We start from the raw sequence: 15,903 nt of genomic DNA, 5'->3' as shown, positions 1-15,903 counted from the left end.
CTGATATTTTTTATTATGAGAACTTTAAAACTAGCTGCTGTACTTATTCTTCATTTCTTTTTATTATCGAAAATAAATGCCCAACCCCAGCAAAATGATAGTATCAAACTCGATTATACCAGGATTTATTCTTTTGCGTTAGATGGAAATCCTAAATTGGCTTTGCCCTTATTAGAAATTGACCCGACAAAAAAAATAGCCCAAAAGGACTTCAAATTTAAAACTGATTTTGAGAACCGATTTAAATTTGAAGAAGATAAAAGTGACTTTTTAGAAACCCGAAAATCCAAAATAGATGCATTATTAAAAATTTACAGGGATTACTGGCGATTGTCTTTCTTAAATAAAGAAATGAAAAACGATACCCTGATCATGAAAAATGTGTCTGATTTTCTTAAAACAAACTTTCCTCCAGCACAAAATTTAACCGTTAATGAAGATAGCATAAATGTCTATCAAAAAAAATACATCTCCAGTTTAGGCTATCATACCACAGGATTTGGAAAAACCGGTAGTTTGTATGATTTATTGGTCTGGAAAACAGAAAAAGATACCGTCTATAAACTTAATTATGACGGAAAGGAAACTCCCGTAAAAGTTTATTTTATGGATGATTTTATCACATTAGGCTGGAGCGAATATGCCACTCTGGGACGCTATTACCCTGCAGGCTGGGCTACTAAAGAAGCTTTATTTTGTGTAAAAAAAGCATACGATTTGAAATCAGAAACCTTTAGAGTAAGTTATATTGGACATGAAGGAAGGCATTTTGCCGATTATAAATTATTCCCCAATTTAAAAGGAGTTGGCTCTGCCGATCTCGAATATAGAGGAAAATTAACTGAACTATCCCTTTACTCTGAAGACGGACTCTCAAAAAGACTGCAGTTTTTTATCAATAATGGTAATTACGACAGCGAAAACGGCCATTCGATTGCCGCCTATTGTGTTATAAGAGATTTATCCCGATATTTATTTCATAGCGATTACGAAAAAGATCTGGACAAATGGAAATCAATTTCATCGGAAAAAATAAACGAAGCTGCGGCTAAAATTCTCGAAGAAAACACAAAATCCCTACAGAAAATTCCAAATGTAGAAAAGTTTATCAAACAATAATTTTATTGATTATGGTAGAGAAAAAAAGCATATCGCCGTAAAACACATCAAATAAACTCACAATACTAACAGACTGGTGACTCTACATCCCGAATAAACTATTGACTATTAAAAAATTATATTAAGTCATCCAGATTATAAATTCATTCCTAACAATTAGGAGAAAAATATACTCCTCTATTTTCGAAAAAGAAAAGTATCTGTTTTATTTTTTCATGCAGATTTAAAAGATTTTTTATGGTATAACCTTTTTTATTTTTTTATCTGTGGCTTTCTGTAAATCCTTCCGGTTTTCTATTTCAGAAATCATTTTTTTGTAGTAAATTACAGCTTTTTAAAGTTCCTTTTCATTTTAAATAAAAACAAAAATGATAGACTCAAAAATACCGGAAGGTCCCCTCGCAGAAAAATGGAATAATTATAAGGCAAAAGCAAAACTTGTAAATCCGGCGAACAGAAAAAAACTCAACATCATTGTCGTAGGAACGGGTCTTGCAGGTGCTTCTTGCGCAGCATCATTAGCTGAACAAGGTTATAACATTCAATCGTTTTGTTTTCAGGATTCTGCCAGAAGAGCGCATTCTGTAGCGGCACAAGGTGGTGTAAATGCTGCAAAAAATTACAAAAATGATGGCGACAGTACGTACAGAATGTTTTATGATACCATAAAAGGTGGTGATTTCAGATCGCGTGAAGCCAATGTTTACCGTTTGGCGGAATGCTCGGCGGCTTTAATAGATCATGCCGTTGTACAAGGAGTTCCCTTTGCCAGAGAATATGCCGGATATCTCAATAACCGGTCTTTTGGAGGTGTGCAGGTTTCGAGAACTTTTTATGCCCGCGGACAAACCGGACAACAACTTTTACTCGGAGCTTATCAGGGTTTATTACGACAGGTTTCTTTAGGGAAAGTTGCCCTGCATACCCGCCACGAAATGCTGGAACTGGTTGTAATCGACGGAAAAGCAAAAGGAATCATTGCACGAAATCTTGAAACCGGAGCGCTCGAACGTCATGTTGCCGATGCCGTTGTACTGGCTTCAGGAGGTTATGGAAAAGTCTATTATCTTTCGACTTTGGCAATGGGCTGTAATAGTTCTGCTATTTGGCGTGCCCATAAAAAAGGCGCTTATATGGCGGGCGTGAGCTGGATTCAGTTTCACCCTACTTCACTTCCGCAACACGGCGCCAATCAATCTAAACTTACGTTGATGTCGGAATCGCTCCGTAATGACGGACGAATCTGGGTGCCTAAAAAAGCTGCCGATGACAGAAATCCAAATACAATTCCGGAAGACGAACGAGATTATTATCTGGAACGCAAATATCCTTCTTTTGGTAATCTGGCTCCACGCGACATTTCGTCAAGAGCGGCAAAAGAACAAATCGATGCCGGACATGGCGTTGGACCAATGAAAAATGCCATTTATCTTGACTTTTCGGCTGCGATTAAAGCTCAGGGAAAAGATATTATTCAATCCAAATACAGCAATCTTTTTGCGATGTACGAGAAAATTACGGGAATCAATGCGTACAAAGAACCAATGCTGATATCTCCTTCTGCACATTTCACGATGGGCGGCCTTTGGGTAGATTATGAATTGATGACCACTATTCCGGGGTTATTTGCTCTGGGAGAAGCCAATTTTGCGGATCATGGTGCAAATCGACTGGGCGCAAATTCATTGCTTCAGGCTTGTGTTGATGGTTATTTTATTGCTCCCTATACCATTCCTAATTATTTGGCAGGAGAATTAAACACTCCAAAATTAGATATATCGCATCCTGCTTTTGACGAAGCTGAAAAATCAGTCAGAGATCAGTTAGATAAATTTCTAAACAGTAAAGGAACGCTTTCAACAGATTATTTCCATAAAAAAATAGGCCGGTTATTGTATGAGAAGTGCGGGCTTTCCAGAAGTAAAGAAAAACTGGAAGAAGCTTTAAATGAAATCAAATTGCTAAAAGCATCTTTTGAAAAAGACTTACTCATCACCGGAGATGACACACTAAACAGCGAACTCGAAAAAGCCGGACGTATTGCAGATTATATCGAACTGGCCGAGTTAATGTGTCACGATGCTTTACAAAGAGAAGAATCCTGCGGGGCACACTTTCGGGAAGAATACCAAACTGCAGATGGTGAAGCGGTTCGAAACGATGCCGATTTCTGTTACGTATCTGCTTGGGAATGGAAAGGAAAAGATCAACAACCGGAATTGCATAAAGAACCACTCGTATTCGAATCGGTTGAATTGGCTGTTAGAAGTTACAAATAATCAAAAGCTTAAGCATATGAAACTATATCTTAAAATATGGCGACAACTCAATACTTCTTCTAAAGGAGAAATGGTAAATTATGAAATTGACGAGGTTTCTGAGCATATGTCTTTTCTGGAAATGCTCGATCTTTTAAACGAATCCCTAATTCAGAAAAAAGAACGTGTCATTGAATTTGATCATGATTGCCGCGAAGGAATCTGCGGACAATGCGGTGTTGTAATTAATGGAAGAGCTCATGGACCTTTAAAAAACACCACAACCTGCCAACTCCATATGAGAAGTTTTAAAGATGGAGATACGATTTATATCGAGCCTTTTAGGGCCAAAGCATTTCCGGTTCTAAGAGATTTAAAAATTGATCGTTCTGCTTTTGATTCCATTATTGAAGCGGGCGGTTTTATTAGTGCTTCAACGGGTCAGGCCCCCGAAGCGAATAGTATACCGATATCGTACGAAACTGCCGAAGCTTCTTTTGATGCAGCGGCTTGTATTGGTTGTGGTGCCTGCGTAGCCACTTGTAAAAATGCAAGTGCTGCTTTATTTGTTGGTGCCAAAATAACACATCTCGCTTTGCTTCCGCAAGGAAAGGTCGAAGCATCAAAAAGGGTTTTAACAATGGTTGAACAAATGGATACTGAAGGTTTTGGAAATTGCTCGAATACAGGAGCCTGCGAAATCGAATGTCCGCAAGGAATTTCTATTCTTTCGATTGCCAAAATGAATGCTGAATATACTAAAGCTTTGATTTTTAGAAAGTGATATTGTAATAGAAACGACTCTCACAAACCCGCTGAAATACAAAGTTTAAATCTTAAAAAGAAAAAACTTTGCGCCTTTGCGAAATTAAAACTGATAAAGATTATCGAGTTTCTTTGTAGAGTTTCTTACGAAGATTTCTCCTTCGTTGAAATGACAAATTAAACAGACTCTGTGCATTAAAACAAGTCCCGGCGGGACATCATATTTATAGCATTTAATTTGATAAAGAAGATCCGAACCCCATCGGGGTGATATGTATATCGCTCTCCTGGAGCTTTAATAGTGGAACCTCTATAATTGCTATAAATATATCGCTCCTCCGGGGCTTAAAAGTAAATAAGAAAAAACTTTGCACCTTTGCCGAAATTAAATTCTAAAATTTTACTCTTTTTTATAAAACTTCTCCTGTCCGTCCTGATAAATTCTTTTAAATCCTGTTACCGAATTATTTTTGGAAACAATTTTAATACGGAAATCATCTATTCCATCCAGCAGAAATAAATCCTGTTCTAAAGGAATCAGTAACAAAGTTGCCATATTATTCCATTTGTAATACAAATTATTGTTTTCAAATTTGAGTTCAACTTTCCCATACTTTCCTTGATAAGATTTTAAGATTTCATCCGCAATACTTGCCGTTTTTTGTCTGTTTTTAACAATGGGAATAAACCAGGCCAGATTGTTTACTGAATCTTTATTTTTTAAGGATAACTTCTGCAAAGCAAGTAGGTGCGATGTGTTTATCGCTTCTTCGCTTTTGCACAAAACATCCGGCATAACGCCTTTTCCTTCAAAATCCGTATTGGTAATTGGGTCTTTCACTTCTCCAAAAGGGATATTTACAGAAAAACCGTTTGGTAATATCTTTCGATCTATAGGATGTGCACCACCAGCTGTTTTCTCGCCTACAATAGTAACCCGTTTTAAGTTTTGCAGCGAGTAGCTCATCCATTCAGCAGCAGAAAAAGTAGTGTTGCTTGTTAAAATATAAATATCAACATCCTCCATACGTTTCCCCGGGACAGAAGGCAATAACCACATTTCCCTCTCGGTTTTTTTTCTGTTTTTTTCATAATAGTAATATTTATACAGAGGTAATTCTTTACCTGAATAAAAATAACTGCTTAGGAATTGTCCCATTTCCATAGCCCCGCCATTATTTTGGCGTAAATCGATAATTAAAGCATCCGTATTGCTTAAAAATTGCATTGTGGATGCAGCGGTTTCACTTCCTATTGCAGGATCTTCAAAATAATCAAACTTTAAATAGCCTATATTTCCTTCTAAAATTCTTGCTTGTTGAAAACCGAAATTTTTCTTTTTTGCGTCAGCTAATTCCTCTGCTTTAATTTTTTTCTGTACCTCTTTATTTTCTTTTTTTCGTTGGTTTTCCGTCCATTCCGGATCATATCTTACTCCAAAATGCAAATCTTTGCTAACCTCTATAAGATCTGCACTTAGTTTAGAAGCAAATTCATTGGGTTTTATGATGTTTTTATAAAGTCCTTTTTTATAATTCTCATTCAGTTTCTTTTTTATCTCTCCAATAGCATTTGGTCGTATATAGAATTCTTCGAGTTCTTTGGTCAGCGAATCAATAATTTGTTTTTGGCTTATTTCGGTAAGATTAAATTCTTGTTTGATGTCTTTTTGCGAAAACGCAACGATAGAAAATGATATAAATACTAAAGTTAAAAGATGTTTCATATTTATGAAGTTTTACAATTTGAAATTATTTTATGGAGGATTTTGTCTAGTAACTCGATTTCATCAAGTGATAATCCATCAAGGGCAGTATTACGATTAAGCTTAATAACTGGCGTTAGAAGAGCAATTGTTTTTTTACCCTTTTCAGTGATATCCAGTTTGGTTTTTCTTTTGTCTGACTCATCTGTTTCTCTGGTTAAATAATCTTTTTTAACCATCAATTCAATTATTCTTGTAACTGAAGCATTATCCTTAAATATTAATTTTGCTATTTCAATTTGAGAAATTTTCGTATTATCATTTAGAATAATTAATATCAAACATTGATCAACCGTAATGTCACTTACGATCTTCTGAATATTTTTTTGGCAATCTTCCTGTATTCTTTTATCGTCTGTTCTATTGTATACAGCACCGTTCCTGTTGGGGTTTTCTTACTCATATTAAATTTCTTAATTTTCAATTTATTTGATATGTCAAATATAATTATTTATTTGATATATCAATCATTTTTGAGTTAATTATTAATAACATCACAGTAACGCATACAATAAGACCGACAGGTTTTTTAAACCTGTCGGGTTTGAATATGTTAGATAAAAAAATTGTAAAAGAGAAAAAACTTTGCTCCCGACAGCTTTAGTGACTGCACCTTTACGAGATTATTTCCTAAGTTATTCTCATTACTGCCAACTTACCTATCTTTACCATACTTTCAGATCTTTTATTTATGAATTCAAAAAAAGATATTCCTGTATACAATCTAGAGCCATTTTCTAAATGGGGAATCTTTATCAGAAATATGTCCGGCAACATCGCAAGTTCGCGAGTGGAACAAGCACATAGGGACGAAAATTATATTTTTATTTTTCAGGAAAGCGGAACGAGCTCTTTAATGATTGATTTCAAAGAAATTAAACTTCAGAACCGTGTTTCATGCTGTATTTTTCCCGGGCAAGTACATTATGAAATTTCTCGTTTTGAATCTAAAGGATATATTATAGCTTTAGATACTGATTTGGTCCCCAAGTACGTTCGCAATACTTTTGACCAGTTTCATATCGCAAATATTCCTTGTGAATTTGATGCAATCTGGGCTAAGAAAATAAAAAGCACTATTCAGCTTCTGGAATTAATGATCGAAAATCCGCAATCTGAGAAATACGATTCTAATAGTATAAAATCTATCTCAAATGTATTGGCGAGTTTATTTGCTGCGATATTCCATCAGGAACTTGCTAAAAACGAAAGCGATGATCATTCTGAAACCCTAACTCATCAATTCAAAAAGTTATTGCAAAGGGAATTCAAAACTATAAAAAGTCCAAAAGATTATGCTGGCAAGCTTAATATATCCGCTGCGTATCTTAATCAGGTAGTTAAAAAAAATACAGGAATGCCGCTTAGTTACTGGATTCAGCAGGAAATAATCCTTGAAGCAAAACGACTATTGTTCTTTACATCTTTTACAATTAAGGAAATTGCTTTTAATCTGGGTTATGAAGATCCTGCCTATTTTTCAAGATTGTTTTTAAAATCGACAGGTTCTACTCCTCTTTCCTTTCGCGAAAATAGTAGAAAATAAAGGCATTAATTGGTTGGAACTACAAATTGTACAATCAAAACCTTATTTATGATATTGTTGCCCCTTCTGTCTATTCCTTTCTTTGTCATCAATTAAAATCGTAAAGAAAATGAATATCAAAAACAAACAATTCATTAAAGATGCTTTCACTCAGGTAGTGGGCAGTACTATTGTCGATGAAAAAATTATCGCTCATTTTTTTCACTCGAATTATCAGCAAAATGTGGATGGTGTACAACTTGATTTTTCAGGTTTTATTCAGCATATGAAAGCACAAAAAGGCATTGTCAGTAAAATCATTGTGAATTTCAGGAATATTGCTGCAGAAGGTGAACTTGTTTTTACCAATCATGATGTCATCGTTACAAAAAACGATGGCAGTATGATAAAAATTCACGTTTTGGCAGAATTCAGAATTGCTGAAGGGAAAATTATAAGTTGCGATGAATTAACCCGACTTGAGCAAGGTGCCCCTGAAGACCATAATATTGGTTCGATGACGGAGTAAAACAGAAATAATTAAATTAAATCGGAATAGCACTAATCTATTCCGATTTATAATTATTATCTTTTATTTCAGATCAATTCAAAAATCACACTGTAAAATAAGGCGTCAGAATATCTTCGAAATTATATAATCCTTTTTGTTTGTGTTCTAAATTTTCTGCCACAAAAACAACTCCGTTTCCAAAAGCTTCCCTTGAAATCGATTCGTGAATAAGCCGCACGGTTTGGTACGGAAAACCAAAGATTACTTCATGTTTCCCTACAATTCCTCCGGCCCTTACCGAATTGATATTTTCTTTGTCAATATTTAAAGCTTCTGCTATTTTTACAGCCGTTCCGGATGTTCCTTCTTTCTTTTTAAAATGTTCTTCGTTGACTTCAATATCAACCCATGGAGCGATTTTCTTTAAAAATTTAGCTGCGAACAGTAAATAATTTACACCTAAAGTAATATTAGGAGACCAAAATACAGTCGTTTTATGAGCCAGTTTCTTTAATAATTGTAATTCTTTGTCTTTGTAATGTGAGATTGCCGAGATAATTTTGATCTTTCTATCCGCAGCCAATTCTCCATAAGTATAAATCCCTTCATTAGATGAAAAATCAATAATAACATCAACGGGATGTTTATCTAACAATTCTCCCATTGTAGTTTTAGAGCTGGAGTAGATCAATCCGGGTTCGTCTGACTGAATGCCAAAAAATTCGGGAACTGATCTGTGTTCTAAAACAGTACTTTGTCTTAAAACCCATTCCAGGCAAAATTTCTTGTTTTCCAGTAGTATTGATGCTACTGATTTTCCAGTTTTTCCAAATCCGATTAAACCTATTTTCATATTTTATTTTTTTTATTGAGCAGAACGCCCGTTAACACAAATTGATACTTTTTGAAACTAATGTCAACTTAAAAATTCAATATTATCTAAGTCGATAATGATACTTTATTAGTAAAAATAGAAATATTATAAAGGGGACACTAAACATTATTGTGTTTTATAACAAAAAAGAGGCCTGTTAACAGGAATAATATTGTGAATTTTTCTAACTGCAAAGGTCGCAACGGTTTTTTCGCAAAGATTGCAAGGTTCTATTTTGCCACATATTAAAGGATTCAAATGATTTAAAATTCTAGATCAAAATAAAAAAACTTTGTATCGGGATTGCTGAAATTATTGTAAAGCTCCTTTTACATACGCCGACAATTTCGCGCAAATACACAAAGGCGCCAAGTTAAAAACTTAAAAAGAATCAAATAAAAACTTTGCGACTCTGCTTCCGATAGCTATCGGGATTGCGCGATTATTTTTATTCCTGAAGAAATTTTTTCCTTAAATCAAGTAAAAATTCCGATAAATACTACAGATCATTTCCGGCTTAATATATAGAAAAAAATAGATCTAAAAAAAACTTTCAGAATACTTAACTCTATTTATTTTCAGTAGTTTTACGACCTGATTGCTCCAAATAAAATCAGTAAATAATGGCTTACAATACTAAAGAATTGGTTCGGTTTTTAGACGCTCAAAATAAATTATACCTCGCAGCACTTTCTGAAATTAAGAAAGGAAAAAAGGAATCTCCGTGGATGTGGTTTATTTTTCCTCAGATAAAAGGACTTGGGTCTTGTGATACTTCTAAATTTTACGAAATTAAAAATGCTGATGAAGCCATCGCTTTTTTAGAACATCCAATTCTGGGAAAACATCTCATAGAAATCACTGCCGAATTAATCAAAACGGATGAAAAAACAGCAGAAGAGATTTTTGGAAACCCTGATAATGAAAAGCTGCAATCCTGCATGACTTTATTCGCCAGTGTGCAGAATTCAGAACCTATATTTGAAGAAGTACTGGATAAATATTTTGATGGCTCTTCTGACTTTCATACGCTGCAACTATTGTACAGCAATTTTTAAAACTTGAAAAAATTAACCACATAAGTGATATAAATAATTTAAGCTTAATTATGGAACTTATATCACTTATATGGTTTAAAAACTTTACTTTATAAACTGAATAATAAATCCACCTTTAGGTGCTAGATTATACTTCCAGCTTGAAGTTACAGCATAAGTCTGAACATTAAATTCCATTAACGGGTCTTTGCCTTCTGAGATAATCCTGAATTTTGAAAAGCCTTTTCCGTATTTTTTTAGATCTATCGAAACCGGCAATGCTGCATTAGTACCGTTTATCCCTACGATGTAAGAAAGGTTATCTTTTTTACGGGAAAGTACGATTGATTTGCCTGGATCTGCAATTATGCATTCTGTTTTATCCCAGGTCGCTGGCATCTCTTTCAATAAATTTTTAAGTGCCTCAGGAAGTGAATTAAAAACCTCTTCTGAATCGGCAAAATGAATAACACCAGAAGTGTAGATCATCGCCATAGCCAGCTCGTGCGTTGCTGTGTTCAAACGTGTATATTTTCTAAAAGTCAGCGCAAAGGGTGTATAATCTGCTGGTCCCGCTACATTTCTTGTAAAGGGTAATACGGTGTTTTGTTCTGCTGCCTTTTCAGGAAATCTTGGTTCATAAAAATAACTTTCAGTTCCTAAAATAGCTTCTGCGGTTACAAAATTGGGCCACGTTCTGTGCCAGCCTCTTGGTACTGTTGTTCCGTGTAGGTTTACTAGCAAATGTTGTTTCGCAGCATCTTCAAAAACTGATTGTAACGTTCCCATAACTTCTTGACGATCTGAGCACCAAAAATCTATTTTAACCCCTTTTACGCCCATATCAGCCAATTCTTTAAACCTTTTCTTTCTTTTATCCGCATCAAAATACTCAGCCGAATATCCCCAAACTAACGGCTGAACTCCTTTTGCTAAGGCATAATCGATAATTTTTCCTTCTTTGTTCGCTTTTTCCCATCCGGCATCAAAAAGCGTATATCTAAACCCGAATGAAGCCGAAACATCCGTGAATTTATTATACATTTCCGGAGTAAAATCCTCAGGATGCGACCACCATGACCACGCCGCTTTTCCCGGTACAATCCATGACGTATTTTCTATTTTAGAGGCCGGAGCCAAATCAGTAATCATAGTCGACAATAATATATCTCCTGCTTTATTGCCAATCATAATCACTCTCCAAGGCATTGTCCAGGGGAAAGTTGATTCTGGATAAGCCTCTTTATCCGGTAAAGGCAACGTAAATTTTTCGTCTTTTTTAGCAAATGCTATGCTGTAAATTCCTCCTTTAGAGTCCGGTTGCAAATGACAGCCAGGAAATGTTCCGTCTGCTCCTGATTCTGCGATTAAAACCCAGTTTTTAGTAGTATTGACATTAAACAGTGCCGGCATACACCAGCCCACAGATTCATTTCGTGCACCGCTTATTGGATCACCAGACTTTACATCTACATAAAAATCCTCATAACCGGGAGTATAATCTCCAGCCTTATTATACGGCTGAAGCCAGCCTTTTGCATTTTGCTCGATATGAAATCCTGTAATTTCATTTGTAACAACTCGCTTCTGCTGGTCTTTATCCGTAAACTTATATCGAAAAGCAACGCCTTCTTCTCCAGCGATTAAATCTATGGTTATTAAAGCGCCTTGTTTGTTTTTGAATGTGATGCTTTTACTTTTAAAAACATGGTCTGCGACTTTATTATTGGCCACTTTAAGCTCGTATTTTTCGCGTTTTTCTTCGACAGGCGAAATATTTGCAACGGATAAACCTGATGTAAAATCATTATTTTCTAAACTTAAACCAAGGGGAGAATCTAAAATTATCGCTTTATCCTTGTGGGTAACCGTATAAGACAACTTTCCTCCTTCGGCTAAAGACAATTCTATTTTATTTAGATTGTCTTTTGACTTTAGGGAGAGTCCTTCATTTTGTGCTTTACCACTGAACTGTACGAGAAACATTGCAGGTATCAGCAAACTTAAAGAGCGATGAATAAACATTTTTTTCATTTATATAGTTTTAGAGATTCGTTTTTAAATTTTATCAGTCCGTTAATAATTTTTATGCCACAGATTATAGAGATTAAAATGATTTTTTTGCCACTAATTGCACAAATTTTCACAAATTAATTCGTGCTAATTCGTGGCTAAAAATATCTTTAATCCGTGGCATATTTTTTTAATTTTCAACATCAAAAACATAAGTAATCGTTTCATTATAAAATTGCCCGGATCCGAATATTGTATTCGAGAAGTGAGCATGATTTGGGCTATCCGGATAGTATTGGCATTCTAAACACAATCCGTCAAAAGGTTCGTAAAGTTTCGAATGTTCTCCAATTATTTTACTATTCAAATAATCTCCCGTATACAATTGCACGCCCGGATAGGAAGTCTGAACGCGCATTCTTCTTCCTGATTTTTCCTCGGATAATTCGCAAACAAAATCGGAATGCACTTTGTCTTTATCAAAAATGTAAAAAATATTCAGGCCCTTATTTTGCATAACGTCACCTAGTTTATCATTAGAAAACGAATATTTATCTGCATCAACAATTTCCCCTGTGGGAATATAGTCCGGAGTACTTACTAATATAGAGTTTGCACGAATGCTAAGATTGTGATTTTGTATGTTCTCCCAGCAGCCTGATAAATTGAAATACGAATGATTGGTAAAATTTAATGGCGTTGGTTCGTTAGAAATAGCTAAATACCTGATTTTTAATTCATTTTGATTTGTCCAGTTGTAAATAACTTTTGTTTTTAAATTCCCTGGGAAACCTCCTTCCCCATCTTTGCTTTCAAGCGTAAAAATTACAGCATCGTCTATGACAAGAAAATCAAATACTTTACTGTTGAATCCTGCGGAACCACTATGGTTATTGTTTTTACCATCATTTTTATCCAGATGATAGGTTTTATTTCCAATAGAAAACTCGGCATTATTAATTCGATTGGCGAAACGTCCAATGGTTGCGCCTATATAACAGCTATCATTTAAATATCCTTTTAGAGTCGGAAATCCTAAAACTACATTTTCATGATTTCCACTTTTGTCCGGCACTACTATGGACTTTACTATGGCTCCATAATTAAGCAACTCAACATAGTTTCCGTGAATATTCGCAATTCGGAATTTAAAAATTTCCTTTCCTTTAAAAAAGCCAAAAGATTCGTATGTAATCTCACTTATAGAATTCATATTGTTTTAAAAAAATTATTGAAAGCACTATCATTATAACAACCTTTTTAAAAACAATCTATCTCTGTTTACTTCCTACGGATCATATAGTCATTAAACACATAGAAACATAGATTTTATGCACTAAAAAGGATACAAAAAGAAACACGTTTTTTCACATAGCAAGCTGTGTGTATTTTAAATAAGTGAAACGCCTTATTCTATTTAAGAAAAAAATCTATGTTTCTATGTGTTAAAAAAGATTACCTGAACCCGTTATAATAGTATTTCAAAAGTAGCTTTGATTATTTTCTCCAAAATGGACATTTTTTCTAAAAGCATGGATTAAATTACGATATTTGAAAAATAGCCTCATCAAAATGAAGAATTCATCGCAAAAGGAAAAAATAAAAGTTAAGGAAGGTTTTTTAGGACAGCGCATGATCGTGATTCCTAAAAACATACTTTCGAATATTAAGAAGAATGGGCTTATTGCCAGTTTATACTTTACTGATATTGGTGTTTTCCCCAATGCAAGCCACCATTCGATGAAGCGAAAACACGGAAGTAAGCAATACATCCTGATTTATTGTTACAAAGGCGAAGGCATTATTAGTAAAGAAAATAAAACGATAACGCTCAAAGCCAATACCTTTTATATCATACCTCCGGAAGTGGCGCATGATTATTATGCTTTAAAACAAAACCCGTGGAGTATTTACTGGATTCATTTTACCGGACCACAGGCGCTACATTTCTATGAAAAATTCATCACCGAATTTCCGGACACAGCACCACAATTATCACTGGAAGAAAGACGTATCGAGCTTTTTGAAAATATACTGGATGTTATGGAAGACGGTTATAGTGCAAGCAATCTTGAATATGCCAATCTCTCGTTATGGCAATTATTGAATGCTTTTTTATACGAACGATTCTTCATCAAAAAAAACAGGATATTTTCAGAGGATAATACTATTGAGTCAGCGATTGACTATATGAAAAAACATTTGGATTTAGCTTTAAAAATCAATGATGTAGCGGCCTATTTTAATTACTCTTCATCGCACTTTTTTACCCTGTTTAAGAAGCAGACTGGTTACTCTCCCATTCATTATTTCAACTATTTGAAAATGCAGAAAGCCTGTCAGTACCTCAGCTTCACTACCATGAGTATAAAGGAAATAAGCTTTGCTTTGGGTTTCAATGATCCGTTGTATTTCTCTCGTTTATTCAAAAAAATAATGAGTACTTCACCTATCCAATATCGTACGGAATATAAGCAGTAGCGCAACTGTTTTCGTATTTTAGCAAATGGCATTCACAAATCATATTATAGTCCATCTATTCAAAAAAAATATCCATAAATCAAAGGTTCCTATTCCGCTAATTTTACAAAAGCTATTAAAACCTTTTTATGAAAAATTATAATTATACCTTTTTACTATCAATTAGCCTCGTTGCAGCATTGGGTGGCCTACTCTTTGGTTACGACTGGGTTGTAATAGGTGGTGCAAAACCATTTTACGAAATTTATTTTGGTATTTCAGACTCTCCCGCTTTACAAGGCTGGGCTATGAGTAGTGCCCTTGTGGGCTGTGTTGCGGGAGCAGCCGTTGCAGGAAAATTGGCAGATACTTATGGAAGACGCCCTATGTTAATTGTTGCCGCAGTATTATTCTCCGTATCAGCGATTGGTACAGGAGCGTCCGAAGCCTTTACCATATTTATCATTTGGCGAATTATTGGCGGAATCGGAATTGGGATTGCGTCGACTATTTCACCCTTATATATCGCCGAAATCGCTCCACAGGAAACCCGGGGACTTTTTGTATCCATTAACCAACTTACTGTGGTTATTGGTATTCTTGCCGCGCAAATTACCAATATGCTGATTACCGAAGTTATTCCGGCAGGATATACACATGCTGAAATTCTGGCTTCATGGAACGGACAAACAGGCTGGAGATGGATGTTCTGGGCAAGATTCTTCCCGGCAGTTTTATTCTTTATTCTCATGTTTTTAATTCCTGAAAGCCCGAGATATCTGGCTAAAAAAGGAAATTACGATTCGGCAGAAAATACGCTTACTAAAATTGGAGGTTTGGCTTACGCCAAAGAAGCTTCGGTAAAAATAAAAGAAACTTTCTCACACGAAACCGAGAAAACCGATTTCAGAATGTTATTGGATAAAAAGGCTTTACCGATATTAACTATTGGAATTGTGTTAGCTGCATTCCAGCAATGGTGCGGTATTAATATCATCTTTAATTATGCTCAGGAAATCTTTGTTTCGGCGGGTTATAGCATCAATGATTTATTCATGAATATTGTGATTACAGGAAGCATCAACCTGATTTTCACATTGGTTGCGATGGGAACTGTAGATAAAATTGGTCGTAAAAAACTAATGCTTTTTGGTTCGGGCGCACTTGCTGTCATCTATGCTTTATTGGGTTATTTTTATTATACCAATGTTACCGGATTCCCACTGTTATTACTGGTATTATTAGCAATAGCCATTTATGCCATGTCCCTCGCTCCTATTACCTGGGTGATTTTATCTGAAATTTTCCCTAACCGAATCAGAGGTGTTGCGATGTCTGTAGCCACATTTGCGCTCTGGATCGCCTCTGCACTTTTAGTGCAAACCTTTCCTGTTTTTAACGAATATCTGGGTACATCCGGAACTTTCTGGCTGTACGGTATTATCTGCGCTTTAGGATTTGTGTTTGTATTTAGAAAACTTCCTGAAACTAAAAACAAAAGTCTTGAAGAGATTGAGGAACTGATGGTTGCTGATAAAAGATCAAAGAATATTCAATAATTTAAATTTCATTACAT

At 35.1% G+C, this 15,903-nt stretch carries 13 protein-coding genes; 8 read left to right on the top strand and 5 right to left on the bottom strand.

The window, feature by feature from the left end:
* Positions 1-15: 15 nt before the first annotated feature.
* The 3 genes from ACQY44_RS05450 to ACQY44_RS05440 all read left to right on the top strand — a co-directional run bounded on the left by ACQY44_RS05450 (position 16) and on the right by ACQY44_RS05440 (position 4,161).
* On the top strand, positions 16-1,119 hold the full coding sequence (locus ACQY44_RS05450) for a hypothetical protein (RefSeq protein WP_428229381.1): 1,104 nt from the start codon (positions 16-18) through the stop codon (positions 1,117-1,119).
* A 368-nt stretch (positions 1,120-1,487) separates the two neighbouring features.
* Positions 1,488-3,398: a fumarate reductase/succinate dehydrogenase flavoprotein subunit gene (locus tag ACQY44_RS05445; RefSeq protein WP_428229380.1), complete on the top strand. Its 1,911-nt coding sequence runs from the start codon at positions 1,488-1,490 to the stop codon at positions 3,396-3,398.
* 16 nt (positions 3,399-3,414) lie between these two features.
* A complete protein-coding gene (locus ACQY44_RS05440; protein WP_428229379.1) occupies positions 3,415-4,161 on the top strand; it encodes a succinate dehydrogenase/fumarate reductase iron-sulfur subunit in 747 nt (248 codons plus the stop codon).
* A 381-nt stretch (positions 4,162-4,542) separates the two neighbouring features.
* Here the strand turns inward: ACQY44_RS05440 and ACQY44_RS05435 are convergent, their stop codons facing one another.
* Both ACQY44_RS05435 and ACQY44_RS05430 read right to left on the bottom strand, forming a co-directional pair.
* Positions 4,543-5,868 (bottom strand): S41 family peptidase, encoded by a 1,326-nt coding sequence (locus tag ACQY44_RS05435; protein WP_428229378.1) that lies wholly within the window; start codon positions 5,866-5,868, stop codon positions 4,543-4,545.
* A gap of 2 nt (positions 5,869-5,870) precedes the next feature.
* The gene (locus tag ACQY44_RS05430; RefSeq protein ID WP_428229616.1) at positions 5,871-6,206 is read right to left on the bottom strand and encodes a MarR family winged helix-turn-helix transcriptional regulator; all 336 of its coding nucleotides are present in this window, start codon (positions 6,204-6,206) and stop codon (positions 5,871-5,873) included.
* Positions 6,207-6,598: 392 nt separating this feature from the next.
* Between ACQY44_RS05430 and ACQY44_RS05425 the strand changes: the two genes are divergently transcribed.
* Positions 6,599-7,453, top strand: coding sequence for a helix-turn-helix domain-containing protein (locus ACQY44_RS05425; RefSeq protein WP_428229377.1), 855 nt, complete (start codon positions 6,599-6,601; stop codon positions 7,451-7,453).
* Between the two features lie 109 nt (positions 7,454-7,562).
* A complete protein-coding gene (locus ACQY44_RS05420) occupies positions 7,563-7,961 on the top strand; it encodes a hypothetical protein (RefSeq protein ID WP_428229376.1) in 399 nt (132 codons plus the stop codon).
* Positions 7,962-8,046: 85 nt separating this feature from the next.
* Here the strand turns inward: ACQY44_RS05420 and ACQY44_RS05415 are convergent, their stop codons facing one another.
* A complete protein-coding gene (locus ACQY44_RS05415; RefSeq protein ID WP_428229375.1) occupies positions 8,047-8,796 on the bottom strand; it encodes a 4-hydroxy-tetrahydrodipicolinate reductase in 750 nt (249 codons plus the stop codon).
* 644 nt (positions 8,797-9,440) lie between these two features.
* On the opposite strand from ACQY44_RS05415, the gene ACQY44_RS05410 reads away from it, so the two are divergent.
* Positions 9,441-9,875, top strand: a complete 435-nt coding sequence (locus tag ACQY44_RS05410) for a DUF1810 domain-containing protein (protein WP_428229374.1) — start codon at positions 9,441-9,443, stop codon at positions 9,873-9,875.
* Between the two features lie 84 nt (positions 9,876-9,959).
* Here the strand turns inward: ACQY44_RS05410 and ACQY44_RS05405 are convergent, their stop codons facing one another.
* Entirely contained in the window at positions 9,960-11,888 is a 1,929-nt protein-coding gene (locus ACQY44_RS05405) for a glycoside hydrolase family 97 catalytic domain-containing protein (RefSeq protein WP_428229373.1), read from the bottom strand.
* Positions 11,889-12,057: 169 nt separating this feature from the next.
* Complete coding sequence (locus tag ACQY44_RS05400) at positions 12,058-13,080, bottom strand: aldose epimerase family protein (protein WP_428229372.1); 1,023 nt, start codon at positions 13,078-13,080, stop codon at positions 12,058-12,060.
* 359 nt (positions 13,081-13,439) lie between these two features.
* On the opposite strand from ACQY44_RS05400, the gene ACQY44_RS05395 reads away from it, so the two are divergent.
* Both ACQY44_RS05395 and ACQY44_RS05390 read left to right on the top strand, forming a co-directional pair.
* Entirely contained in the window at positions 13,440-14,348 is a 909-nt protein-coding gene (locus ACQY44_RS05395; protein WP_428229371.1) for an AraC family transcriptional regulator, read from the top strand.
* 128 nt (positions 14,349-14,476) lie between these two features.
* The gene (locus ACQY44_RS05390) at positions 14,477-15,886 is read left to right on the top strand and encodes a sugar porter family MFS transporter (RefSeq protein ID WP_428229370.1); all 1,410 of its coding nucleotides are present in this window, start codon (positions 14,477-14,479) and stop codon (positions 15,884-15,886) included.
* The last annotated feature ends 17 nt before the right edge of the window (positions 15,887-15,903 follow it).

The organism is Flavobacterium sp. (genome assembly GCF_965277525.1).
GTDB lineage: Bacteria > Bacteroidota > Bacteroidia > Flavobacteriales > Flavobacteriaceae > Flavobacterium.
The sequence above is the reverse complement of the archived record's forward strand: the minus strand, read 5'-3'. Positions and strand labels throughout refer to the sequence as shown.